Origin of the sequence: Pseudomonas sp. LAP_36, assembly GCF_019456785.1 — a bacterium.
GTDB lineage: Bacteria > Pseudomonadota > Gammaproteobacteria > Pseudomonadales > Pseudomonadaceae > Aquipseudomonas > Aquipseudomonas tritici.
The window spans coordinates 1,019,478-1,042,259 of record NZ_JAHZMS010000001.1 but is presented as its reverse complement, the minus strand read 5'-3'; the positions used below and the strand labels follow the sequence as shown (position 1 = coordinate 1,042,259).

Sequence of the window (22,782 nt, the reverse complement as noted above, 5' to 3'; positions counted from 1 at the left end):
CCTCTTGATTCCGGTCATTGGCAAGTTTGTCCTGTCGCCGATGAATGCCAAAGCGCCCGACGTCGAAGGCGTCCTTCGTGACTTTCGGGATTGCCTGAACACTTTCGACGAATGGGCCGAGCGCTTCTGGAGTGGCTCTTCGCTGGAAGTCGAGCAGGTGTTCAAGGTGGGGGAAGAGGTTTCTCTCGTCGCTCCGGCGTCTTCCAAAAAAACCAATCGCACGGTGGCCGTCTGCAAAGCCCAGGGCGCGTTGACCTTGGTACATATGTTCGAGAGCACACGCTTTGTGCCCATCGGCAATACGCCGGTGATGCTGCAAGCGATTGCCCCTGATGGCAGCCCGATGGGCGCGCCGATCCATCACACCATTGGCCCCAGCGGCATTCTTGAAATCAAGGATTGCACCCGCGACCAGCACTACCAGATCACTTTTTATCCCAACGTTTCCAAGGATCACGTCAAGGCGCTGTATGCGTCTTATCAGTCGGTGATCGCGGGGTTGGAAGGTCGTCTGCGTGATGAATGGAAAACCACCTTCAAGCCGCAATGGAGCCGCTTTGCCAATACCGCGCCGCTCGAGCGCAGCGCGATGCAGGCCGTGGCGTTTTCAACAGGGATTGGTAAAGCGCTCTATAACCTCTGGGACAATTTCACACAGCTTTACGAGCTATTGGCGGACCTCAAGGCCAACAGCGAGAAGTTGTTGCAGTACATCACCCAAGCCGAGCTGGATGAATTGCTGAAACTGGGCAAAGACGCCATTGCCCACGGCCTGCTGGTGCTTAGCGATGAGCCGCTGTTGTTCATCTATTTGTCAGCGATGGTGGCCTGGATACGCATGCTCCCGCCGCCGCAGATGTACGAACTGCTGGGCGAGATTACCGGCGAGGTGCTGATCAATCTGTTTTTGATCTGGGCGACGCGGGGGATGGGGGTGCAGATACGCCTGGGTGCGCAGGTGCTGGGGCATATCAAGTCCGGGCGGGTGCGTAAGTGGCTGGAGATGCTGGCCGATCAGCTTGCCGAACCGCGCTTGGAGCAGCATGTTGAAGCGGCCAAGCCGTTGTTGGTGGGTAGCCCGGCGACGCCGATCCGGACGATTCCGGATGTGCCGTTGAAGGCTGGGAATCAGGTGGTTTCCAACCCGGTGCCGGTGATTCGGGACAAGGCCCAGCGGACGGTGTTGGTGCGGCAGGAGCCTGTCGACGATGCGCCTGTTGTTGCGAAGAACCCGGCTGGGGATGCGGCGGCTGCTTCGGATAAGACCGCGACTAATGGGTGCCCGGTATCGATGGTTACCGGGGAGGAATTGCTGACGCTGACCGATGGTGCGCTCGATGGGATTTTGCCGTTTGAGTGGACACGGTTGTACCGCACCAGTGCGGTGGAAGTGGATTGCGGGTTGGGGTTTGGCTGGAGTCACTCGCTGGCGCATCGACTTAGTGTTTCTGGTGATTCGGTCGTTTGGACGGATCATGAGAATCGCTCCACCACCCTGCCCTTGCCATCTGCTTCTCGGCCCGCGACCACCAACAGCCTTGCCGAAGCGGCGATCTACTTGGGGGCGTTGCCTGATGAGCTGGTGCTGGCTCAGGCGTCGCGTTTCTACCACTTCCGCGACGGTGTGCTGACTGCGATCAGCGATGCGTATGACAACCGGTTGCGCATTTTCCGTAACTACCTGGGGCAGATCGAGCGGCTGGACAACGGCGTCGGGCGCTCGTTGTTTTTGCGCTATGCGTCGGGCCGCATTGTAGCGGTGGATTACCAGGTTGAGCGGGCTGTGGATGACGGTCCGTTTGTCTGGGTGACGGAGCAGAACGTTGTTTCCTACGCCTATGACGGTGCCGGGCGGTTGGTTTCAGCGACCAATGCTGTAGGTGAAAGTGAGGTTTATCGGTACGACAATCAGCACGTCATTCTTGAGCGCGGACTGGCCGGTGGGGCGAGTTTCTTTTGGGAATGGGAACGGTCTGGCAAGGCGGCGCGGTGTGTCCGGCATTGGGCGAGCTTTTCGCAGATGGACACGCGGTATGTCTGGGATGACGACGGGCAGGTCACGGTTCATAACGCCGATGGCAGCCAGGAAGTCTACGTGCATGACCAGCGGGCGCGGCTGGTGCAGCGGGTGGATCCGGATGGTGCCGAGCACTTTAAATCCTACGATGAGAAAGGCCGGCTGACGGTTGAGCAGGATCCTCTCGGCGCGATCACGGCCTACCAGTACGACGAAGCCGGACGCTTGGTGGCGTTGTTTCCTGGGGATGATGAGCCGACTTCCTACGAGCATGAGAATGGGTTCGTACGGGTTGTGCGGCGTGGTGAAGCGGTTTGGAAGTATGAGCGTAATGACCAAGGCGACGTTACGCGCAGGACCGATCCTGACGGCAACGCTACTGACTACAGCTACAACAAATATGGGCAGCTGGTTGGGGTTTGGTATCAGGATCACAGCTGTCAGAAGCTGGTTTGGAATGAACGTGGGCAGTTGCTTGAAGAGCAGTTGCCGAATGGCGGGATCAAGCGCTATCGCTATGACGATCTGGGGCGGCAGGTTGCGCGTGAGGATGAACATGGCGCGCTGACTCAGTATCAGTGGGATGCAGCAGGCCGCTTGCTGAAAGTGACTCAGCCTGACGGCGCAACGCGGGAATACAGCTACAACCCCTACGGAAAAATCACCTCCGACCGCGATGAACTGGGAAATATCACCCGCTACGAATACGCCGACGGCCTGCACCTGATCAGTCGCCGCATCAACGCCGATGGCACCCAGGTCAAATACCGTTACGACAACGTGCGGTTGTTGCTGACCGAAATCGAAAACGAAGTCGGCGAAACTTACCGGCTCCAGTACCACAGCAATGGCCTGATCCAACAGGAAACCGGGTTTGACGGCCAGCGCACCGCTTACGTTTATGACCTGAACGGCAACCTGCAAGAAAAGACCGAACACGGCGACGACGGCAGTCAGCTAGTCACCCGCTACGAGCGCGATCACGCCGGACGACTCGTAAGAAAAACCCTACCCGACGGCAACATCGTCGATTACGCCTACGACCGCCAAGGCAACCTCCTCAGCGTCGACGACGGCCACTGGGCGCTGGCCTACGAATACGATCCCCAGAACCGCCTCACCGCCGAGCACCAGGGCTGGGGCACTCTGCGTTATGGCTACGACGCCTGCGGCCAACTTAAAAACCTACGTTTGCCGGACAACAATCGCCTGGTGTTCAATCACAGCAAAGGCGGTCAACTCGAGAAAGTAGAGCTCAATGGCCGCACGCTCACCGCCCACCGATTTGATACGGGTCGAGAACACCAAAGAGGCCAAGGAAGTCTACTCAGCAGCTACCAATACGACGAACAAGGACGCTTGTTCAACCATGGCCTATGCGACGTCGAAGGTGCGATATATCAGCGCCAATACCACTACGACAAATCCGGCAACCTCACCCGCCTCATCGACACCCGCAAAGGCGAAAGCCATTACCACTACGACCCGCTAAGCCGCCTCACCCGCGTCCACCACTCCCAAGGCGAACAGGAACGTTTCGGCCCAAAAGAAACAAAGCCCTACTACTACCAACTCGACCACCTTGGCACACCACAAGAACTCACCGCCCCTAACGGTGAAGTCGTCTGGTCCGCCCATTACCGCGCCTACGGCGAAATCACCCGCCTCGACGCCAATAAAATCGACAACCCGCTGCGCTTCCAGGGCCAATACTTCGACCCGGAAAGCAGACTGCACTACAACCGCCATCGCTACTACAATCCGGATATTGGTCGTTACCTGACACCGGATCCGGTGAAGCTCGCGGGTGGGATCAATGCCTACCAGTACGTACCAAATCCTACTGGGTGGGTGGATCCGCTAGGGCTGAGCGCCAACTGCCCGCCGAAAGGGAAATACCCGTCAGCCTGTAAAACATGGAATGAACCAGAAGCACCCGATATTTCACGCAAAGGCGCTTTCAGAGGAGCGAAAAGAGATGCCGGTATACCAATGAGCCAGAGCCCGGACATGGTAGTAGACCCAGACACAGGAAAGACCAAACAATACGCTATTGAAAAAATGACGGACAAAAATGAAAAAAGAATACTGGATGACAACGGTATGCCCATCGACACAAGGGTATATCAATTTACAAGATCAAATGGTTCAAAAATCCTTATTCAAGACCACTCAGCGGGCCATAAATTCGGTAGAGTAGATAGCATTGGAGATCACTCTTCGCACTTCAATTTGCGGCCAATCGACAAGCCTCGAAAAGGTTATATCGAAGGAGCAAAAAAACATTATCCATTCAGGAAATAAGCATGAAATACTGGAATAACTTAGATGGAAGCATATTTTTTAACAAACTTTTTAGCTCCTCTATTGAAATTGGAAAAATAGCTCTTTTTTCTATAAGGATAGAAAATGACCAACCTTGTATTGGCATGGGTTTCGACATACCCGAGTTTCCAGATAACTTACCAGAAAAATGGAAGAATAAAGGGTATAACATGTGTAGATTAGGTCTAACTTTTTATGAAATCAAAGACTTAAAAATTTCAAATATTCCTGCACATGAGGTATTTACCGTAAACATCAACAAAGATAGTGACTATTTCACATTTGAAGCCGTCAGCAACAACGCTTCCATAAAGTTCAATGCAAAATTCATTTCACTTAAAGATCCTAATGTTTATATTAACGGACCGGACGACTACTACTTCAAATAGTTCGAGTGTTTTAACTCGCAAACACACATCCAAACGGTACCAGAGTATTGAGTCACCTTGAAAAGGAAATAGGCCAAGCTTTAAAAAGCTGCATATCCGCTCTAGAAACTGCAATCGAGCGAACTTGCCACTTTCATCCACGCTCTGACGAGAAAGTTCTTCAAATCAGAAAGCGATATACTCGACCCGGTCAAACTGTTCGAAAAAAGCACCGAGCACAACCCGACTTCTGGAAAGAAATACAGCATCGCATCATTAAAAAAAACTGATTCTATTAGTGCTCGACTCAACGTACAGCGCTTGGACGGTCAGCAATTCCCAAGACATTGCAGACATCCTAGGTGAATCGATCGGATACCCATTTTGGGTGGCCGATATCGAACTCACTTTTCTGGTGCACTTGGATGACCATGACTGCGTAATTTGGGCATAAAGTGGCTTGCGGCAATTGCGCTCTATGACCCCCATAGTTAGCCCCAATTCGCCGCCCCAGCCGCTCCCACCTAAACTCTGCCCAGGCTATTTCAACGGACAGAGGATTCACCATCATGGGCAAACGTCACCCCAATCTCCCCGCCTGGCAATGGCGCAGCTACCCGCAAAACCATCAGCACCCGACCAACCTGGCGTTGCACCTGATTGCCGTGCCGCTGTTTATCGTCGGGTTCCTGTTGATCGTATCCGGGGTATTCAGCCTGAGCCTGGCCAGTTTTGCCGTCGGCGTTGTCGGCATCCTGGCCGGCTTGGCGCTACAGCGCCATGGCCATAGCCTGGAAGCCCAGGCCAGTGAGCCGTTCAGTGATCGTAAAGACGCAGTACAACGCCTGGTGGTTGAGCAGTTCGTGACCTTTCCGCGTTTTGTATTGAGCGGTAGCTGGTGGCGCGCTTGGCAGCAGCGCCACAGGCATTGAGGTCAGGCGAAGACCACCACGGTCTGGCGGCTGATGGCGATCAATTCGCCGGTCGGGCTCCATAACGCGGCAGCGGCATGGCCGTAGCCGTCGCGGGCGTGTTCGATGGTGACGTGGTACTGGCACCAGTCGAGGGTGCTCAGAGTCTGCAGGGGTTGGATGAACTCGATGGTCCAGGTCAGGGTGCTGCCCGGCGCTGGCTTTTTCAGGTGCGGCAGCAAGGCCGGCGGCCAGGCGTCGACCAGGGCGAGGATATGCGCCTCGGTCAGTGGCTCTTCTTTCACATCCCCGCGTAAACGCACCCAACCGCCCATGTCGCGGGATTTGTTGCCGGTAAACGGCAAGCCGCCCACACTCCAGCGCATCGCCAGGTGGCGCATGAATTCAGGGGTAACGCCCTTGATATAGGGCAGTTCCTGACACTCGTCCCAGTGTTTGAACACGGGCGGCGCTTCACTCTCGACAGCAATTTCCGACTCACGGGAGGCGCCGAAACTGGCTTGTACCAGTGTCGCCACTTCACCGTTCTGCACTACGCGGCCGAGCAACTGGCTGACGGCCTTGCCTTCGCGCAACACTTCGACTTGATAACTGGCAGAAACGTCCGGCGCGACCGGGCCAACAAAGGTGATTGCCAGTGATCGTAAAGGCCGATCAGCTGGCACCTGGGCGCGCAGGGCTTCGTATTGCAATGCGGCGACCAGCCCACCAAACGTTGCGCGGCCCTGGGCCCATTCGGCGGGGATGGTCACATCCAGCGGGTTGCTTCGTGCGGCGTCGAGCAAATCACTAAAGCGCATGGCGCGTCTCACATCAGAAGGAACAGATGGGTGATCTTAATCATCGGCCCCATGAGGTGCAGCGCCTATTCCGGCCAAAAGCCGGACCGGCTCAGAAACAATCGGCGCTGAGTTTGTCCAGCACGCGATCGGCCTGCCCTTCCGCCTTGGCCATGGTGCGATGCCATACCGCAACACAAGGTTGCAGGTCTGCCTGGTGCTCGGCCTGGGCCAACCACTGCCAGCAGTCATGCCAATCCCCGAGGGTAGCCTGGGCTTTTTTCAGGCGTGACATGGCGTTGGCAGGCAACTTGTCCAGCTCGGGATACGCTTCCGCCGCGTAGCGCACGCGCTTGATCAGCAACCGCAGGCGGTGGCGATCATGGTCGGGGTCTTTCAAGGCTTCACCGAGTTTCTGCCATTGCTTGGCCAGACGCTTCTCGATACGTGGGCGCAGGCCTTTGAGCAGTTTCTGGTGTTCAGAGGCACGAATAAAACGCGGGAAGGCGTCGAGTATCCGCAGCAAATGGGCAACTTCCGGGCTTTGTGCCACCTGGCGATAGGCATCGGGTTGCAGGCGTAGGCGCCGGTCAGCGGCCTCGTGATGGCCATGCTGATGCAAATACGCCGCCAGCACCTCACGGTCGCGTAGCGGCGTTGTCATCTGGCCCACACTGCTGGCGGCCGATTCAAGCTGTTCAACCCCTGGCAACCCACGCAGGGGGCGCAACAGGCTGCGCAGTCGGCGCACGGTGGTGCGCAGGTCATGCAAGGCTTCATCGTCGGTGACGGCGGCGAGGCGAGCCTGGCAGCTCAGTAACCCTACTTCCAGGCCAATGACCTGAGCGACTAACTGATCGACCAAAGCTGACATCCCTTCCTCCCCCTGACGACGAAAATTCCCAGGTAACTCATGGCCGCCGACGCAGCCTCGTTGCACTCGACAGCTGCTACGCGTCAACGCCCGGCGCGAGACTCACGAATATAGAACCGCGCTTTCTCGGCTTTATTGGAGCAGCCTTCAAAGGCTTCAAATTGTTGCTGGGTTTTGGCGCCGGTCAACAAAGACAAGGCCTTGGAGTAGCTCACCGTGCCGGCAAAACCTTCAGCCTTGGCCAGGTCAAGTTCTTTCCAGGCGGCGTCCAATTGCGAGCCACAGCTGTCGCGGTACGCGGTTTTACCGGCACAACCGGCCAGGGCCAACACGATCACAGGCACACACATCCAGGCTTTCATCGATGACACCTCAAAATAAAGAAAAAACAGTCGTACGTTGTAGACGTTGCCTACATGGAAAAGTGCCTAATCCTTAGCCTGAAATCGATAGTACCTATATACCCCAACATCCCAGAGCATACCCGAGCGCCGCGAGTATTCAGGAAAAATATTACATGCCTTGCGAAGATTGAAGCCGCCACCTCAATGGGTGCATTGTGGGCACCTGCATTGGGAAGGACATGGACCATGAAAAAACGTGTTGCCTTGGTGCTGGGCTCCGGCGGAGCCCGGGGCTACGCCCATATTGGGGTTATCGAGGAAATCGAACGGCGCGGCTACGACATCGCCTGTGTCGCCGGGTGTTCCATGGGGGCCGTGGTCGGCGGGATCTACGCCGCCGGCAAGCTGGAGGAGTATCGAAACTGGATTGAAAGCCTCGACTATCTCGACGTGCTGCGCTTGGTCGACGTGAGTTTTCGCCTGGGGGCGATTCGCGGCGAGAAGGTCTTCGGGCAGATCCGCAAGATCGTCGGTGAGATCAATATCGAAGAACTGCGCATCCCCTACACCGCCGTCGCCACCGACCTGACCAACCAGCAGGAAATTTGGTTCCAGGAAGGCTGCCTGCACCAGGCCATGCGCGCTTCGGCGGCGATTCCCAGCCTGTTCACCCCGGTGATGCAAGGCAACCGCATGCTGGTGGACGGCGGCCTGCTCAACCCGCTGCCCATCGTGCCGGTAGTGTCGAGTCATTGTGACTTGATCATCGCGGTCAACCTCAACGCCACCAACCAGAAGCAGTACCGGTTGCCGGTGATCCAACGCCCGCCAGCCTTCAAGAGTCGCTTCAACAACCTGGCGAAATCACTCGGTTCGCACCTGCCGTTTCGCCGCAAGCAGGCCGAACAATTGCTGAAGCTGGAGCAAGAGGCACTGGAGGCGCAAGCGGCAGAGATCAATCCGTGGCTGGACTCGGCCGAGCCGGAATCCCAACAACCCGCCGCCGCACCGGAAAAACCCGGTGCACCGAGGTCAGCGACCGGCTCATTCATCATCGATAACGTCGGCCCGGCGTCGCTGCTCGACTTGATCAACCAGAGCTTCGAAGTGATGCAAACCTCGCTGGCGCAGTACAAGATTGCCGGCTACCCGCCGGATGTGCTGATCAACGTGCCGAAGCGGGTGTGCCGGTTTTTCGAGTTCTACAAAGCGCCGGAGTTGATTGCGCTGGGAAGGGAAATTGCCAGTGATACGTTGGATCGGTATGAGAGTGAGCAGAGTTGAGGGTTAAGGTGCTGCTGATGACGCCATCGCAGGCAAGCCAGCTCCCACCTTTGGAATGCACGCCCCTGTGGGAGCCGGGCTTGCCCGCGATGGCGTCGGAACCGACGCCAAACATCTAAGCACTCAACAACCGATACCCCACCCCCGCCTCGGTCACGATAAACCTCGGCTGAGTCGGATCATCCGCCAGCTTCTGTCGCAGATGCCCCACCACAATACGCAGATAGTGGCTGTCCTCGGTATGGGTCGGGCCCCAGATATCCTTGAGCAATTGCTGCTGGGTAATCACCCGCCCCGGATGCCGGGCGAGCTGCGCGAGCACCGCATACTCCTTGCGCGTCAGCGCCACTTCGGCACCGTCCAGCAGCACCCGGCGATAGGCCAGGTCGACCGTCAACGGGCCAAACCGCAAGGCCGCTTCCTGGGCTTCACCCGCGGGCGCCTGGCGCAGCAGCGCACGTACCCGGGCGAGAAACTCCTGGATGCCGAAGGGTTTGGTCACATAGTCATTGGCGCCACCGTCAAGCGCTTCGACTTTTTGCCCTTCACTGGCCCGCACCGACAGCACCAACACCGGCACCGTCGACCACTCACGGAATTCGCGCAGCACCTGCTGGCCGTCCATGTCCGGCAAGCCAAGGTCGAGCACCAGCAAATCCGGCTTGCTCAGTGCCGCCTGGGCCAGGCCTTCGCTGCCGGTGCCGGCCTCAATCACTTTGTAGCCCTGGGAGGCCAGGCTGATGCGCAGGAATTTGCGGATCTGCGGTTCGTCATCAATGACCAAAATCGTCGCGGTCTGGCTCATGGTGTCCAATCAAAATCCGTGAAGAAAACAGGGTAGCTCATGCCTCGCGCTCCAGGCCAGGCTGAGTCGGCAAGGGCAGGAACAAGGTGATGCAGGTGCCGCGCCCGTCAATGCCGTCGGCTACGCTGATATGCCCGCCGTGGGCACCGACCATGCCCTGGCAGATTGCCAGGCCCAAGCCTGTGCCCTGCCCGCCCCGATCACCGCGTGCGGCGGTATAGAACATGTCGAAAATCTTTGCGCGCTCGTCTTCGGGAATACCTGGGCCTTCATCGGCGACGGCAAAAAACAGCTGGTTATCCAGCACGCCTGCGCTCAGTTGCAAGCGCCCTTGAGACGGTGAAAAACGCGCGGCGTTTTCCAGCACATTGACCAGCGCTTGTTCGATCAGCGCAGCATGCACATACAACAATGGCAACTCAGGCGGCACGTCGGTACTCACCTGCAACGGCGCCAGCACCGCACGCAAACGGCCGAGGGCGCTGCCGACGATATCACCGGGCGACACCCAATCCCGCGCCAGTTTCAACGCGCCGTGGCCGAGGCGCGTCATGTCGAGCAAGTTCTGGATATAGCGGTCGAGACGCTCGGCCTCATCGCGGGTGCCTTCAAGCAACTCGCGGCGATCTTCCAGCGGGATGGCCTCACCCAGCGCCAACAGGCTGTCGATGCTGCCGCGCATGGAGGTCAGCGGCGTGCGCAAATCGTGAGACACCGAGGCCAGCAAGGCGCTGCGCAGTTGCTCGGTCTCACCGTGCAACCGTGCGGACTCCAGCTCCTGGGCCAGTTGCGCCCGCGCCAGCGCCTGGGCCAATGGCTGGCTCAGGGCAGTCAGCAAGCGACGGCGTTGGCCGCTCAGCTCCTGGCCGGGTTTTGGACTGACGCCCAGCAAACCCAACGGGCCCTCTTCGCCCGACAACGGCCACCACCACCAACGCCCGAACGGCAAGGTGCCGGTGCCCATGCCCGCCGGCTGGTCATGCTGCCAGGCCCAATCAGCAGCGGCGCGCTCGGCTTCGCTAAGCGTCAGGGGGCCGCCGGTCTCAATCGCCCAACCGCCCTGGCCATCGCGGTTGACCAGGCACAGGTCCAGGTCACTCCAGCCTTCCAGGTGATGCGCCGCCGCGCTGATCACCGCCTGGCGATCAGTGGCGGCCGTCAGTTTGCGTGACAGGTCGAGCAGTTCGCTGGTTTCTTCCTGGGTGTCGCGCAACGCCTGCAACTGACGGCGTTGACGCGCGGCGAGGTTGCCGGTCAGCGCCGCCATCAACAGGAAGAACAACAGGGTCAGCACGTCCTCTTCGCGCTGGATGGCGAAGGAAAAATTCGGTGGGATAAACAGGAAGTCGTAGGTCATGAACGACAACGCCGCACACACCAGCGACGGCCCCAGGCTGCTGCGCACAGCCACCAGCAATACCGCCGCCAGGAACACCAGCGAGATATTCGGCAGCGGCAAGACGCTGGACACTGCCCAAGCCAATACCGCAGCAACCACCGTCGCCACGACCGCAAGCGCATAGTCGAACCACACCAGCCCGCGCGCGTCCGGCAAGCGTGACGGTGCGGGGATGTCATCGCTGTCGAGGACGTTGATTTCCAAGCCACGGGCATTCCGCAGCAACCGTGCAGCCAGGCCGCCACCGAACAACCTCCGCCGCCAACGCATCCGCGACTGCCCCACCAACACCAGGCTGGCGCGGCGTTCGGCGGCATGCTGGATCAGCGTCTTGGCCACCTCGCCGGCTCGCAGCAACACCACTTCACCGCCCAGGCGTTCGGCCAGTTGCTGGGCATTTTGCAGGCGTAATCGAAACTGCTCGTCCCGCGCGCGGCCGTTGTCGATGTGCACCAGGCTCCACGGCAAATGCCGGCGTTGGGCAACACGGCTGGCATGGCGCACCAGGCGTTCGGCCTGTGCATCGCCGTCCACGCCGACCAACAAACGCCCACGCACTGCCGGCGCGGCCTGGCCAAGTTGGCGGTAGCCTTGGGCCAAATCATCGTCGACATGAGCGGCGGCGGTTTGCATCGCCAACTCGCGCAAGGCCATGAGGTTGGTCTGGGTGAAGAACGCATCGATGGCCGCGCGGGCTTGCTCCGGCACATAGACCTTGCCGTCGCGCAGGCGCTCCAGCAACTCGCGAGAGGGCAGATCGATCAGCAGCAGTTCGTCGGCCTCTTGCAGCACCCAGTCCGGCAGGGTTTCACGCACCTGCACGCCGGTGATGCCGCGCACCTGGTCGTTGAGGCTTTCCAGGTGCTGGACGTTGACCGTGGTAAACACATTGATGCCAGCGGCGAGCAATTCCTGGATGTCTTGCCAGCGCTTTTCATGGCGACTGCCGGGGGCGTTGCTGTGGGCCAGCTCGTCCACCAGCACCAGCTTGGGCTTGGCGGCGAGCAGGCCGTCGAGGTCCATTTCTTCAAGCATCACGCCACGATAGTCGGTGCGCAGCAACGGTTGCTGCGGCAGGCCGCTGAGCAAGGCTTCGGTCTCGGCGCGACCATGGGTCTCGACCACGCCGGCGATCAACTTCACGCCCTGGCGCAATTGGGTGTGGGCGGCCTGGAGCATGGCGTAGGTCTTGCCCACGCCGGGCGCGGCGCCAAGGAAGACTTTGAGCCGGCCACGGCCGTTGCGGGGCAGATCGGCTAGCAGGGCATCGGCGCGGCCGGAGTCGCTCATGCTTGGGGGTTCCTTCAGGTATTCATATGGAGTCTTTTATGCCGCCATCGCGGGCAAGCCCGGCTCCCACAGGGGAATGCATTCCAAATGTGGGAGCGGCGGTGCGACGATTCGACTTGCCCGCGATAGAGGTATTCCTGCCTATAACTTTTCCAGAGCCATGTTCAGCGCCAGCACATTCACCACCGGCGGCCCAACCAACGGGCTTTCGATGTGCTCATCGAGCAACCGCTGCAAGGTCGACACCGGCACACTCCGCGCCGCCGCCACCCGCGCCAGTTGATAGGCAATCGCCTCCGGTGGCAAGTGTGGATCAAGACCGCTGCCGGAGGTAGTCAGCGACGCCAAAGGCACCGGCCCCTGGCTGGGCACGAGCTGTTTATTTGCATCATCAAAGATGCGCGTCGCCAGCGCCGGGTTGCTTGGGCCAAGGTTGCTGGCGCTGCTGGAAACCGTCGCGAAAGCGCCGGCCGAGGGGCGCGGATGGAACCAGCTGTCACCGGTAAAGTCCTGGGCGATCAGGCTGGAGCCGCGCACTTTGCCGCTGGCGTCGCGCACCAGGCTGCCATTGGCCTGGTCCGGGAAAGCGACTTGGGCGACGCCGGTCACTACCAATGGGTAGGCGACGCCGGTGATCAGGGTCATGAGCACCAGCAGGCTCAGGGCCGGGCGGACAATGTTGGACATTTTGGATTCCTCAATTTGTGGGACGCTCTGCCGTGTTGCAATGGGGCTGCTTCGCAGCCCGACGCGGGGCAAGCCCGCTCACTACAAAGAGCAGGTTCGGTTACACCAGGTGCAACGCAGTCAGCAGCATGTCGATCGCCTTGATACCCACGAACGGCACCAGCAGCCCGCCCAGCCCGTAGATCAGCAGGTTGCGCCGCAGCAACGCCGCCGCACTCGCCGCCTGCACGCGCACACCGCGCAGCGCCAGCGGGATCAGCACCACAATGATCAGTGCGTTGAACACGATGGCCGAGAGGATCGCGCTCTGCGGGCTCTGCAAGTGCATTACGTTGAGCACGCCGAGTTGCGGGTAGATCGAAGCGAACAGCGCCGGCAAAATCGCGAAGTACTTGGCCACGTCGTTGGCGATGGAAAAGGTGGTCAGCGCACCGCGCGTCACCAGCAATTCCTTGCCGATCTGCACCACGTCCAGCAGCTTGGTGGGGTCGCTGTCGAGGTCGACCATGTTGGCGGCTTCGCGGGCGGCCTGGGTGCCATCGTTCATCGCCATGCCAACGTCCGCCTGGGCCAGCGCCGGGGCGTCGTTGGCGCCGTCGCCGCACATCGCCACCAGGCGACCGTCGTTCTGCTCATGACGAATACGGGCGAGTTTTTTCTCCGGCGTGGCTTCCGCCAACACGTCGTCCACGCCCGCTTCGGCAGCAATCGCAGCGGCTGTCAGCGGGTTGTCGCCCGTCACCATCACGGTCCGAATGCCCAGTTTGCGCAACTCAGCGAAACGCTCGCGGATGCCGGGCTTGACCACGTCCTTCAGGTGAATCGCACCGAGCAACTTGCCATCGGCACACACCAGCAACGGCGTACCACCGCTCTGGGCGATCTTGTCGATTTCCCGCGACAGTGCCGGTTGCAGGTCGCTGCGTTGCTGACCGATAAACGCCAGCAGCGAATCCACGGCACCTTTGCGGAACACACGGCCCTGATAATCGACACCGGACAACCGGGTTTCAGCACTGAACGGCACGGCCGTCAGCTCATCCGCGGTCGGCTCGGCTTGCGGGTGCAAGGCGCGCAGGTATTCAACGATGGATTTACCTTCCGCGGTGTCATCCGCCAGGGAGGCAAACAACGCGCCTTCGGCCACGTCCTTGCCGCTGACGCCAGGCGCCGCGACCACCGCCGCACATCGCCGGTTACCAAAGGTGATGGTGCCAGTCTTGTCGAGCAGCAATACGTGCACATCCCCCGCCGCTTCCACGGCGCGGCCGGACTTGGCGATCACATTGAGGCGCACCAGGCGGTCCATACCGGCGATGCCGATGGCCGACAACAAGCCGCCAATGGTCGTAGGAATCAGCGTCACCAGCAGTGCGACCAGGAAAACCAACGGCAAGCTGCCATTGGCGAAGTGGGCGAACGGTTGCAGGGTCACCACCACCAACAGGAAGATCAGCGTCAGGCCAATCAGCAGGATATCCAGCGCGACTTCATTGGGGGTTTTCTGGCGTTTGGCGCCTTCCACAAGGGCGATCATGCGGTCCAGGGTCGACTCACCGGGGTTGGCGGTGATGCGGATCAGCAACCAGTCCGACACCAGGCGGGTGTTGCCGGTGACGGCCGAGCGGTCGCCACCGGACTCGCGGATCACGGGGGCGGATTCGCCAGTGATCGCCGCTTCGTTAACCGCCGCGATGCCTTCGACGACTTCGCCGTCACCGGGGATCATTTCCCCAGCGGTAACGCGCACCACATCACCTTTGCGCAGGCTGGTGGCCGGCACCACTTTGAAGCTGCCATCGGCCTCTTTGCGGCGTGCGCTCAAGCCTTCGCTGCCCGCCTTGAGGCTGTCGGCGCGGGCCTTGCCACGTCCTTCGGCCAACGCTTCGGCGAAGTTGGCGAACAGCACGGTGAACCACAGCCACACGGCGATTTGCACGGCGACGTAGGTCGGCACGGTCGTGTCCGGCACAAAGCACAGCACGGTGGTGAGGATGGCGGTCAGCTCGACCACCAGCATCACCGGCGAACGTTGCAGTTGGCGCGGGTCCAGCTTCACGAACGCCTGGACCAGCGCCGGGCGCCACAGCGCGGAGATCGCAGTTTTGGCGGGCTGCTGGGTTTGGACCGGGGCCGCGTTTTTTGCAGGCATATTCATTTTCATATCCCCTTCGCTCTTCATTTAGAGGCAGCCATGCTCAAGTGTTCAGCAATTGGGCCCAGTGCCAGCGTCGGCAGGAAGGTCAGGCCGCCCACCAGCAAAATGGTCACGGTCAACAGGGTCACGAACAGCGGGCCATGGGTCGGGAAGCTGTTCTGGCCAATCGGTGCGGCCTTCTTCATCGCCAGGCTGCCGGCCAGGGCCAGTACTGGAAGGATGTAGCCGAAGCGACCGATCAACATGCCCAGGCCGAGCATCAGGTTGTGGAACGGTGTGTTGGCACTGAAGCCGCCGAACGCCGAGCCGTTGTTGGCACTGGCCGAGGTGTAGGCGTAGAGCAACTGGCTGAAGCCGTGCGGACCTGGGTTGCTGATGGCACCGGCCGGGCCAGGCAGGCTCGCGGCAATGGCGCCGAGCACGAGTACGCCAACCGGCATGACCAGCAGGGTCACCACCAGCAATTGCACTTCCTTGGCCTGCAGCTTCTTGCCGAGGTATTCCGGGGTGCGGCCGATCATCAGGCCGGCGAGGAACACCGCGATCAACACGTTGAGCAACATGCCGTACATCCCGGCGCCGACGCCGCCGAAGATCACTTCGCCGACCATCATGTTGACCAGCGCCACCATCCCGCTGAGGGGGCTGAGGCTGTCCTGCATACCGTTGACCGAACCGTTGGACGCGGCGGTGGTGGTCACCGACCACAGCACCGTGCCGGTGGTGCCGAAGCGCGCTTCCTTACCTTCCAGCGGCGCGGTCTGCTCAACGGCCGGGTTGTTCAGGGTCGGGTTGGGCTGGTATTCGGACCACAACGAGGTCGCGCCACCGATCAGGAACAACGCCAGCATGCAGCCGAGGATCGCACGGCTCTGACGCAGGTCTTTGACGTAGTGGCCGAAGGTGAACACCAGCGCCACCGGGATCAGGATGATCGATGCCACTTCGAACAGGTTGGCCCAGGCAGTCGGGTCTTCAAACGGGTGCGCCGAGTTGACACCAAAGAAGCCACCGCCGTTGGTGCCCAATTGCTTGATCGCAATCTGGCTGGCTGCCGGGCCCAGGGGGATCACTTGATCCACGCCTTGCATCGTCACGGCATCAACGTAGTGAGCGAAGGTTTGCGGCACGCCCTGCCACACCAGGAACAACGCCAGTACCAGGCACAACGGCAACAGGCCGTAGAGGGTGGCGCGGGTCATGTCGACCCAGAAGTTGCCCAAGGTCTGCGCCGATTTGCGACCGATCCCACGGCAAAGCGCGACCAGGACTGCCAGGCCAGTGGCAGCACTGACGAAGTTCTGCACGGTGAGGCCGGCCATCTGGCTGAGGTAGCTTAAAGACGCCTCACCGCTGTAGGACTGCCAGTTGGTGTTGGTCATGAAACTGACCGCAGTGTTGAAGGCCAGCGTCCATTCCTGACCCGGCAATTTCTGCGGGTTCAGTGGGAGATAGTCTTGGAACACCAGGATCGCGAACAACAGCAAGAAACCCGCGAGGTTGAACGCGAGCAAGGCCAGCATGTATTTCTGCCAGCTTTGTTCTTGCTGCTCGTCCACGCCTGAAAGGCGATAACAGGCTTTCTCCACAGGCCACAGAACCGGGCTCAGCCAGGTGCGCTGCCCTTCCATCACCTTGTAATAGAACCGCCCCAGGAACGGGGCCGGCACCAGCACCACGGCAAAAAAGGCAATGATCAGCCAATAGTCATAACTGTGCATGGCCAGCTCCTAGTTCCGATCCGCGCGTAACAGCGCAACCAGCAGATAAATGAACAGCGCCACGGCCAATAGCAGTGACACCCCGTCCAGAACGCTCATGGAAGTCTCTCCGTTTAGCGGCGAGTGCCGCGTGTGGGGCAATTGTCCGCAGGAGTGGTGTAAAGGAACGAGAGCGAGGGTATGGGCGGGGCGTAAAGACGGCGTAAAGAGTGGGTTTATGCGGGGTTTACAGGGGGATTTGCTGTGGATAGGAGGGCCTCATCGCGGGCAAGCCCGGCTCCCACACTCGACCGCGTTTCAGCAGGAGATACGCGGCCCAATGTGGGAGCGGGCTTGCCCGCGAAGGCGCCAGCTCAGTCAACACAGCACTTATCTGGTGCAACGCAGGGCAAATTCAAACGCCAAACCGTTCCCGTGGCGACAGTTGCACGGCTTTACGACAATGATTCTCAGCCTGGCATGCACGCTGCAACACCTTGAATCATTCCAAACCGTTCAGGGAGCAGCACAATGAACACACAACTAAAACCCACCTTGGGCACGCTGCACTTGTGGGGCATCGCCGTCGGCCTGGTGATTTCCGGTGAATACTTCGGCTGGAGCTATGGCTGGGGCGTCGCCGGGACCTTGGGCTTTTTGGTGACCTCGTTGATGGTCGCCGCCATGTACACCTGCTTCATCTTCAGTTTCACCGAGCTGACGACCGCGATTCCTCACGCGGGTGGGCCGTTTGCCTACAGCCGTCGTGCCTTTGGTGAGAAAGGCGGTTTGATCGCGGGGCTCGCGACGCTGATCGAATTTGTCTTTGCGCCCCCCGCCATCGCCTTGGCCATCGGCGCTTACCTGAACGTGCAATTCCCGGCGCTGGACCCGAAACACGCAGCCGTCGGCGCGTACATCGTGTTCATGGGCCTGAACATCCTTGGTGTGAAACTCGCCGCCACCTTCGAATTAGTCGTGTGCGTACTCGCCGTCGCCGAGTTGCTGGTGTTTATGGGTGTCGTAGCGCCCGCCTTCAGCTTCAGCAACTTCGCCCTGAACGGCTGGGCCGGTTCCGACACCTTTGGCGCCCCGGCAATTGCCGGCATGTTTGCCGCGATTCCGTTTGCTATCTGGTTCTTCCTCGCCATCGAAGGCGCGGCCATGGCCGCCGAAGAAGCGAAAGATCCGAAGCGCACCATTCCAAAAGCCTACATCAGCGGCATCCTGACCCTGGTGATCCTGGCCATGGGTGTGATGTTCTTTGCCGGCGGCGTGGGCGACTGGCGCACCCTCTCCAATATCAACGACCCATTGCCACAAGCCATGAAAACCGTGGTCGGCGACAGCTCCGGCTGGCTGCACATGCTGGTGTGGATCGGCTTGTTCGGCCTGGTGGCGAGTTTCCACGGCATTATCCTGGGCTACTCGCGTCAGTTCTTCGCCCTGGCCCGCGCCGGCTACCTGCCGTCTTTCCTCGCAAAACTGTCGCGCTTTCAGACACCGCACCGGGCAATCATCGCCGGCGGCGTGGTCGGTATCGCCGCGATCTACAGCGACGGCCTGATCAACCTGGGCGGCATGACACTGACCGCAGCGATGATCACCATGGCCGTATTTGGCGCCATTGTGATGTACATCATGAGCATGCTCAGCCTGTTCAAACTGCGCAAGACCGAACCGTTGCTGGAGCGCACCTTCCGCGCACCGGGCTACCCCATCGTGCCGGGCATTGCGCTGGTGCTGGCGGTGGTGTGCCTGGTGGCCATGGCCTGGTTCAACACGCTGATCGGGCTGATCTTCCTGGGCTTTATGGCCGTCGGATTCGTTTACTTCCAAATGACCGCGCAAGACCGCGCGGATGCACCCGCGGATGCGATGTTGACCGGACTCTGAGGTTAACGAGGCGGAACAGGCCTACACTGAACTCCTGAGAAAGCCTGTTACTCAAAGCAGTTATTCCCGTGGGAAAATTCTCCCACGGTGATCTGCCTCAAGGAGAGCCTTATGCCGTGGTACGCGTGGTTGATTATGGTAGTAGCGATCGGGTCGATCGTCGGTGGGCTGATGATGCTGCGAGACAGCGCCAACAAAGTGGAACTCACCGACGAACAACGCAAACGCGTGGCCGACCGCAACGCCCAAGCGGATGCGAAGGACGCGCAGGATCGCTGACTTGGCTGCCCTGACACACACCTGTGGCGAGGGAGCTCGCTCCCGTTGGGCTGCGAAGCAGCCCCTCTAAAAAGCTACTCCCAATCCGCCTTGGCAATGTGCAACCCGTGCTGCCCTTTATAAGCAGCACGCTCCGGCTGGCTCCAGCCGTTCAGCAATCCCTCCTCCAGTTTATAAATCTCGACGCCCAACGGACGGCATACCGTCAAGGGGTCCTGCGCCTCCGGCCCCCACATCGGCAGCGATAAATCCCCGCCCGGGCACGTCGACAGCGCACACAGCAAATCAATCTCGGCAAAAAACTCCAGGTAATCGCCCTTCTGCGCCGGGCAAGCCTTCATGAAATACATGTCGTCATGATTCAGGCCCGTGCACTGGAAAATGTTCAGCACGTCATGCACGTCGAATTCCGTCAGACCGTGGGGTAACACCGCGCGAGTCAGGTTCGAATGGCAATGGTGATGGAAGTCCTCTCCGGTGAGCATCCGGTTCACATACGGATCGCAACGCGTGCCGAGCAAATCATGCAGACGCCCGCCATGCTCATCGATGCCGTAACTGGCCAGGCTGTCATCGGTGATCGTCACCAGCGGTCTTAAAAATGGCAGATTCGACCACAACCGGTCATGCGTGCTCACATGGGCGCCCTGCAACTGACGCGTGCGCGCCGCCCACAGGCGTTCACGAGGGTCGTTGGCATTCCACACATTGAAGTCACCCACCTGTGGACCGACCGGCGTGGTCACACGAAACACATGCCCAGCCGGCACCTTCCACGCCCTGCCCGTGCGGATTGGCACCTCGAACTGCTCGATCACCGTACGTTGCTGTTTTTGGTCACGGATGCGCTCGTAAAACGCCGTGTCGACCTGCAGCGCCGAACCTTTGCTGACCTGATAAGCGGCCGGATAGTCTTTGTACATGATGCAGATCCTCGATCAGGGGTGGTGAAACAAGGCCAGGGAAAGGCGTTCCGAATCATCCAGGTAGAGGCTCATCGCCTCCCCTGCCGCCGGTTTATCCTGTTGGGCCAGTAATGTGTAAATCTCACGATCACGCTCTAGCCACGGCGACTGGAAGCGCTGCTCATCAGGCGCGGCGCAGAACACCAAACGCAGTTGCGCGATGACCTGAGCAAAAAACTCATCGAACAAGGGGCTGCGCATCAACCCGACAATCTGCTGGTGAAACACCAGGCTGTGGGTGGCAACCGCACGCCAGTCTTCGCGCTCACGGGCCAGGGTGGTGGCGTCGATAGCGTTTTGCATGCGTTCGGATTGGGCCTCTGTCAGCGGACCGCTCTGGGCGATGGCCTGCAACTCCAGGGTGCGGCGGACTACAAACAAATCACGCACCTCATCACGTTCCAGCCGCCGGACCATGACGCCCTTGTTACGCACGTAGCGGGTCAGGCCTTCCTGGCCTAGACGGTGCAGTGCTTCGCGGATGGTGTTGCGCGAGGCGTTGTAGGCGGTCACCAGCTCGGCTTCGACCAACGGCATGCCGGGTAACAGCCGCCCGCCGATGATGTCGGCGCGCAGTTCCAGGGCGATTTGGTCTGCTAGGGATAGGGTGAGGGTCATGGTTACCTTGGGATTGTTGAACAATCTGTTTGGTAAAGGTAATCACTTTTTATGCCAAGGACTCTTTACTGCGCGTTGTCGAATTAATCTTTCATGTGAACAACCTCGTTGCCGATAAAGCGTCTTAAGGTTCACAAACAACCTTCTCAATGTGTGTAAGACTCAAGTGAACGGCATAGCTGGAGTGTCCTGCTATCTGCAACGAGATTCGCGCCACATTCAGGGATGATTAAGAGAGGTAGCAGGTATGATAAAAATGCTCAAAAAGCTGACCATCGTCATTTCAGAATTCGTCACCTATTCAGAAGACCCTCACGAAGAGTGCCGCCCGTCTTTTGAATCGCGCATTCCCGCTGAGCGCCTTGAGCGGGACGACGACGGGGGATATCTGGATCCGGTTATAGCGGCAAGATGGAAGAAGCTCAGCGTTGATCGCCAAAAAAAGGCCAGTCAATGACCGGCCTCCTCAGGTTATTTAATTGATCATCAGCCTCTCGCGGTTCTTCTCCAGCAACGCCTTGCCGATTCCCTTCACCTCCAACAACTCATCCACCGCCGTGAACGGGCCATTGCTTTCTCGGTAGGCCACGATCGCCTTGGCTTTCGCTGCACCGATGCCAAAGAGGTCACGACGCAGGGTTTCGGCGTCGGCGGCGTTGAGGTTGACCTTGGCAGGCTGCTCGGCCTTGGACATCTGGGCGGTGATCGGGGTTGGGGCTTCGGGCTTGATGGACGGGGCTGCGGTGGTGGTAACGGAGAGCGTGGTGAGGAAAGCGAAGATGAGGGAGGTGAGGTAGGTGTTTTGCATTTTGAATGCTCCATGATATTGGTGAGGAAAGCAGCTGTTCCGAAGCTGCTTCCCAAACTTAGGTGATATCAGGCAACTGTCAAAAATGTGTCCATTACAGGATGTTAAATCTCACTGCCTGTACTTTCTACGTTTACATCAATAACTCTACGCACGGCCAGTTTACGCCATACTACGCTCCAACTCACCCGCACGAAACTTGACTGCCAAAAATATCAACGGGGCATAAGCCACAGCCAATACCGTAGCGCCGTCCAAATCGTAGAGAATCAGACACAGTGCAGCAGGCAACAGCCAGAATACGTTGAATATTCCTACAGCCAAAGTGACAGGCAGATGCTTGCCAAATTGCCGCGATGCGAACTGGTAAGCATGGCTGCGGTGTGCTTCGTAAACTTTGTCACCTCGTATCAGGCGACGTAACAAGGTAAACGTAGCGTCTACAATGAATACCCCAAGGAGTATCAACCAAGCCCAGAACATCGTCGGTGAAACCCAGGCTGCCTGAATCGATAACACGCCGAGTGCAATGCCAAGAAATCCACTCCCGGCATCGCCCATGAATATCTTGGCTGGCGGAAAGTTCCAGAGTAGAAACCCTGCGGCGCAACAGGCCAGGGTAACTAACGACCACCCTTCGACAGAGGAACCGTTGACCCAGTACAGGACGCAACCGCTCAGGCAAACTGTAATAGCCTCAACGCCGGCGATGCCATCAATACCGTCCATGAAATTATAAAGGTTAAGCATCCAGACCAAATAAAGGACCGCGAACAAATAACCAACCCAGCTAACGTCGACACTCAAGCCGAACACGCTTATAGCTGGCAACCCTCCGATCCATACCACCGCCCATACTGCCGCAGCGAAGTGCGCCAGCAATCTCCAGCGCGCAGCTATATGTCCATGATCATCCAGAAATCCGACAATTGCGGTTAATACGCCAGCTCCGATGAGCGCATAAAACAAGGGCGAAGCGATGAGCCCACCTGCAAACAACGCAACCAAGGCCACCAGATAGCTCAGTACAATCGCAACGCCTCCCCCACGCGGTGTGGGGACGGAATGAGAACTGCGACCATTGGGTATGTCGAGCATTTTTCGCGACAACGCATAGCGACGCAGGGCTGCCGTCAGAAAAAAGGAAAGTCCGGCCAATGCCGGAATCAGCCACCAATAGTTCATTATCTAAAAAACTCCAAAACCTAATATTTCCTATTGGCACTAATAACTGCTTGGCCTGCTGCACGATTC

The 22,782-nt window shown here is 59.2% G+C and carries 20 protein-coding genes; 7 read left to right on the top strand and 13 right to left on the bottom strand.

The window, feature by feature from the left end; translation table 11 throughout:
- The first annotated feature begins 4 nt into the window (after window positions 1-4).
- From JBO08_RS04840 to JBO08_RS04830, 3 genes are all read left to right on the top strand, one after another.
- A complete protein-coding gene (locus JBO08_RS04840; protein ID WP_220078208.1) occupies window positions 5-4,321 on the top strand; it encodes an RHS repeat-associated core domain-containing protein in 4,317 nt (1,438 codons plus the stop codon).
- 2 nt (window positions 4,322-4,323) lie between these two features.
- Window positions 4,324-4,731 (top strand): Imm50 family immunity protein, encoded by a 408-nt coding sequence (locus JBO08_RS04835; RefSeq protein WP_220074459.1) that lies wholly within the window; start codon window positions 4,324-4,326, stop codon window positions 4,729-4,731.
- Window positions 4,732-5,279: 548 nt separating this feature from the next.
- Entirely contained in the window at window positions 5,280-5,642 is a 363-nt protein-coding gene (locus JBO08_RS04830; protein ID WP_065874987.1) for an Mpo1-like protein, read from the top strand.
- 2 nt (window positions 5,643-5,644) lie between these two features.
- Here the strand turns inward: JBO08_RS04830 and JBO08_RS04825 are convergent, their stop codons facing one another.
- From JBO08_RS04825 to JBO08_RS04815, 3 genes are all read right to left on the bottom strand, one after another.
- On the bottom strand, window positions 5,645-6,442 hold the full coding sequence (locus tag JBO08_RS04825; RefSeq protein WP_065874986.1) for an acyl-CoA thioesterase II: 798 nt from the start codon (window positions 6,440-6,442) through the stop codon (window positions 5,645-5,647).
- Between the two features lie 91 nt (window positions 6,443-6,533).
- Complete coding sequence (locus tag JBO08_RS04820) at window positions 6,534-7,295, bottom strand: CHAD domain-containing protein (RefSeq protein ID WP_065874985.1); 762 nt, start codon at window positions 7,293-7,295, stop codon at window positions 6,534-6,536.
- A gap of 83 nt (window positions 7,296-7,378) precedes the next feature.
- Window positions 7,379-7,657: a hypothetical protein gene (locus JBO08_RS04815; RefSeq protein ID WP_012722962.1), complete on the bottom strand. Its 279-nt coding sequence runs from the start codon at window positions 7,655-7,657 to the stop codon at window positions 7,379-7,381.
- 228 nt (window positions 7,658-7,885) lie between these two features.
- Here JBO08_RS04815 and JBO08_RS04810 point away from each other — a divergent pair, with 228 nt between their 5' ends.
- On the top strand, window positions 7,886-8,923 hold the full coding sequence (locus tag JBO08_RS04810; RefSeq protein WP_065874984.1) for a patatin-like phospholipase family protein: 1,038 nt from the start codon (window positions 7,886-7,888) through the stop codon (window positions 8,921-8,923).
- Window positions 8,924-9,038: 115 nt separating this feature from the next.
- On the opposite strand, the gene JBO08_RS04805 is transcribed toward JBO08_RS04810, so the two are convergent.
- The 6 genes from JBO08_RS04805 to kdpF all read right to left on the bottom strand — a co-directional run bounded on the left by JBO08_RS04805 (window position 9,039) and on the right by kdpF (window position 17,082).
- Window positions 9,039-9,728 carry a response regulator gene (locus JBO08_RS04805; RefSeq protein WP_065874983.1) on the bottom strand — a complete coding sequence of 230 codons (690 nt, stop codon included), beginning with the start codon at window positions 9,726-9,728 and terminating at the stop codon, window positions 9,039-9,041.
- A 37-nt stretch (window positions 9,729-9,765) separates the two neighbouring features.
- Entirely contained in the window at window positions 9,766-12,417 is a 2,652-nt protein-coding gene (locus JBO08_RS04800) for a sensor histidine kinase KdpD (protein ID WP_065889566.1), read from the bottom strand.
- Window positions 12,418-12,558: 141 nt separating this feature from the next.
- Window positions 12,559-13,104 carry a potassium-transporting ATPase subunit KdpC gene (gene kdpC / locus JBO08_RS04795; RefSeq protein WP_065874981.1) on the bottom strand — a complete coding sequence of 182 codons (546 nt, stop codon included), beginning with the start codon at window positions 13,102-13,104 and terminating at the stop codon, window positions 12,559-12,561.
- A 100-nt stretch (window positions 13,105-13,204) separates the two neighbouring features.
- The gene (gene kdpB, locus JBO08_RS04790) at window positions 13,205-15,262 is read right to left on the bottom strand and encodes a potassium-transporting ATPase subunit KdpB (protein ID WP_175403008.1); all 2,058 of its coding nucleotides are present in this window, start codon (window positions 15,260-15,262) and stop codon (window positions 13,205-13,207) included.
- A gap of 20 nt (window positions 15,263-15,282) precedes the next feature.
- Window positions 15,283-16,983, bottom strand: a complete 1,701-nt coding sequence (gene kdpA / locus JBO08_RS04785; protein ID WP_186752992.1) for a potassium-transporting ATPase subunit KdpA — start codon at window positions 16,981-16,983, stop codon at window positions 15,283-15,285.
- A gap of 9 nt (window positions 16,984-16,992) precedes the next feature.
- A complete protein-coding gene (gene kdpF, locus JBO08_RS04780; protein WP_003218754.1) occupies window positions 16,993-17,082 on the bottom strand; it encodes a K(+)-transporting ATPase subunit F in 90 nt (29 codons plus the stop codon).
- A gap of 411 nt (window positions 17,083-17,493) precedes the next feature.
- Here kdpF and eat point away from each other — a divergent pair, with 411 nt between their 5' ends.
- On the top strand, window positions 17,494-18,858 hold the full coding sequence (gene eat, locus JBO08_RS04775; RefSeq protein WP_049709334.1) for an ethanolamine permease: 1,365 nt from the start codon (window positions 17,494-17,496) through the stop codon (window positions 18,856-18,858).
- A 111-nt stretch (window positions 18,859-18,969) separates the two neighbouring features.
- Window positions 18,970-19,137, top strand: a complete 168-nt coding sequence (locus JBO08_RS04770; RefSeq protein ID WP_065874977.1) for a DUF2897 family protein — start codon at window positions 18,970-18,972, stop codon at window positions 19,135-19,137.
- A gap of 74 nt (window positions 19,138-19,211) precedes the next feature.
- On the opposite strand, the gene JBO08_RS04765 is transcribed toward JBO08_RS04770, so the two are convergent.
- Both JBO08_RS04765 and JBO08_RS04760 read right to left on the bottom strand, forming a co-directional pair.
- Complete coding sequence (locus JBO08_RS04765) at window positions 19,212-20,060, bottom strand: DUF1989 domain-containing protein (protein ID WP_220074460.1); 849 nt, start codon at window positions 20,058-20,060, stop codon at window positions 19,212-19,214.
- Window positions 20,061-20,075: 15 nt separating this feature from the next.
- Complete coding sequence (locus tag JBO08_RS04760; RefSeq protein ID WP_220074461.1) at window positions 20,076-20,720, bottom strand: GntR family transcriptional regulator; 645 nt, start codon at window positions 20,718-20,720, stop codon at window positions 20,076-20,078.
- 256 nt (window positions 20,721-20,976) lie between these two features.
- Between JBO08_RS04760 and JBO08_RS04755 the strand changes: the two genes are divergently transcribed.
- Window positions 20,977-21,177 (top strand): hypothetical protein, encoded by a 201-nt coding sequence (locus JBO08_RS04755; RefSeq protein ID WP_220074462.1) that lies wholly within the window; start codon window positions 20,977-20,979, stop codon window positions 21,175-21,177.
- An 18-nt stretch (window positions 21,178-21,195) separates the two neighbouring features.
- Here the strand turns inward: JBO08_RS04755 and JBO08_RS04750 are convergent, their stop codons facing one another.
- On the bottom strand, window positions 21,196-21,528 hold the full coding sequence (locus tag JBO08_RS04750) for a ComEA family DNA-binding protein (RefSeq protein WP_065889554.1): 333 nt from the start codon (window positions 21,526-21,528) through the stop codon (window positions 21,196-21,198).
- A gap of 162 nt (window positions 21,529-21,690) precedes the next feature.
- Window positions 21,691-22,713 (bottom strand): glycosyltransferase family 4 protein, encoded by a 1,023-nt coding sequence (locus JBO08_RS04745; protein ID WP_220074463.1) that lies wholly within the window; start codon window positions 22,711-22,713, stop codon window positions 21,691-21,693.
- Window positions 22,714-22,782 lie beyond the last annotated feature (69 nt).

What these genes read in the sequence shown, in the direction of transcription:
- JBO08_RS04835 (WP_220074459.1), top strand. Translation starts at nt 4,324, where the DNA reads ATGAAATACTGGAATAACTTAGATGGAAGCATATTTTTTAACAAACTT.
- JBO08_RS04805 (WP_065874983.1), bottom strand. Translation starts at nt 9,728, where the DNA reads ATGAGCCAGACCGCGACGATTTTGGTCATTGATGACGAACCGCAGATC.
- JBO08_RS04830 (WP_065874987.1), top strand. Translation starts at nt 5,280, where the DNA reads ATGGGCAAACGTCACCCCAATCTCCCCGCCTGGCAATGGCGCAGCTAC.
- kdpC (WP_065874981.1), bottom strand. Translation starts at nt 13,104, where the DNA reads ATGTCCAACATTGTCCGCCCGGCCCTGAGCCTGCTGGTGCTCATGACC.
- JBO08_RS04755 (WP_220074462.1), top strand. Translation starts at nt 20,977, where the DNA reads ATGCTCAAAAAGCTGACCATCGTCATTTCAGAATTCGTCACCTATTCA.
- JBO08_RS04815 (WP_012722962.1), bottom strand. Translation starts at nt 7,657, where the DNA reads ATGAAAGCCTGGATGTGTGTGCCTGTGATCGTGTTGGCCCTGGCCGGT.
- JBO08_RS04765 (WP_220074460.1), bottom strand. Translation starts at nt 20,060, where the DNA reads ATGTACAAAGACTATCCGGCCGCTTATCAGGTCAGCAAAGGTTCGGCG.
- JBO08_RS04770 (WP_065874977.1), top strand. Translation starts at nt 18,970, where the DNA reads ATGCCGTGGTACGCGTGGTTGATTATGGTAGTAGCGATCGGGTCGATC.
- JBO08_RS04810 (WP_065874984.1), top strand. Translation starts at nt 7,886, where the DNA reads ATGAAAAAACGTGTTGCCTTGGTGCTGGGCTCCGGCGGAGCCCGGGGC.
- JBO08_RS04800 (WP_065889566.1), bottom strand. Translation starts at nt 12,417, where the DNA reads ATGAGCGACTCCGGCCGCGCCGATGCCCTGCTAGCCGATCTGCCCCGC.
- JBO08_RS04820 (WP_065874985.1), bottom strand. Translation starts at nt 7,295, where the DNA reads ATGTCAGCTTTGGTCGATCAGTTAGTCGCTCAGGTCATTGGCCTGGAA.
- JBO08_RS04825 (WP_065874986.1), bottom strand. Translation starts at nt 6,442, where the DNA reads ATGCGCTTTAGTGATTTGCTCGACGCCGCACGAAGCAACCCGCTGGAT.
- kdpA (WP_186752992.1), bottom strand. Translation starts at nt 16,983, where the DNA reads ATGCACAGTTATGACTATTGGCTGATCATTGCCTTTTTTGCCGTGGTG.
- JBO08_RS04745 (WP_220074463.1), bottom strand. Translation starts at nt 22,713, where the DNA reads ATGAACTATTGGTGGCTGATTCCGGCATTGGCCGGACTTTCCTTTTTT.
- kdpB (WP_175403008.1), bottom strand. Translation starts at nt 15,262, where the DNA reads ATGAATATGCCTGCAAAAAACGCGGCCCCGGTCCAAACCCAGCAGCCC.
- JBO08_RS04750 (WP_065889554.1), bottom strand. Translation starts at nt 21,528, where the DNA reads ATGCAAAACACCTACCTCACCTCCCTCATCTTCGCTTTCCTCACCACG.
- JBO08_RS04760 (WP_220074461.1), bottom strand. Translation starts at nt 20,720, where the DNA reads ATGACCCTCACCCTATCCCTAGCAGACCAAATCGCCCTGGAACTGCGC.
- eat (WP_049709334.1), top strand. Translation starts at nt 17,494, where the DNA reads ATGAACACACAACTAAAACCCACCTTGGGCACGCTGCACTTGTGGGGC.
- kdpF (WP_003218754.1), bottom strand. Translation starts at nt 17,082, where the DNA reads ATGAGCGTTCTGGACGGGGTGTCACTGCTATTGGCCGTGGCGCTGTTC.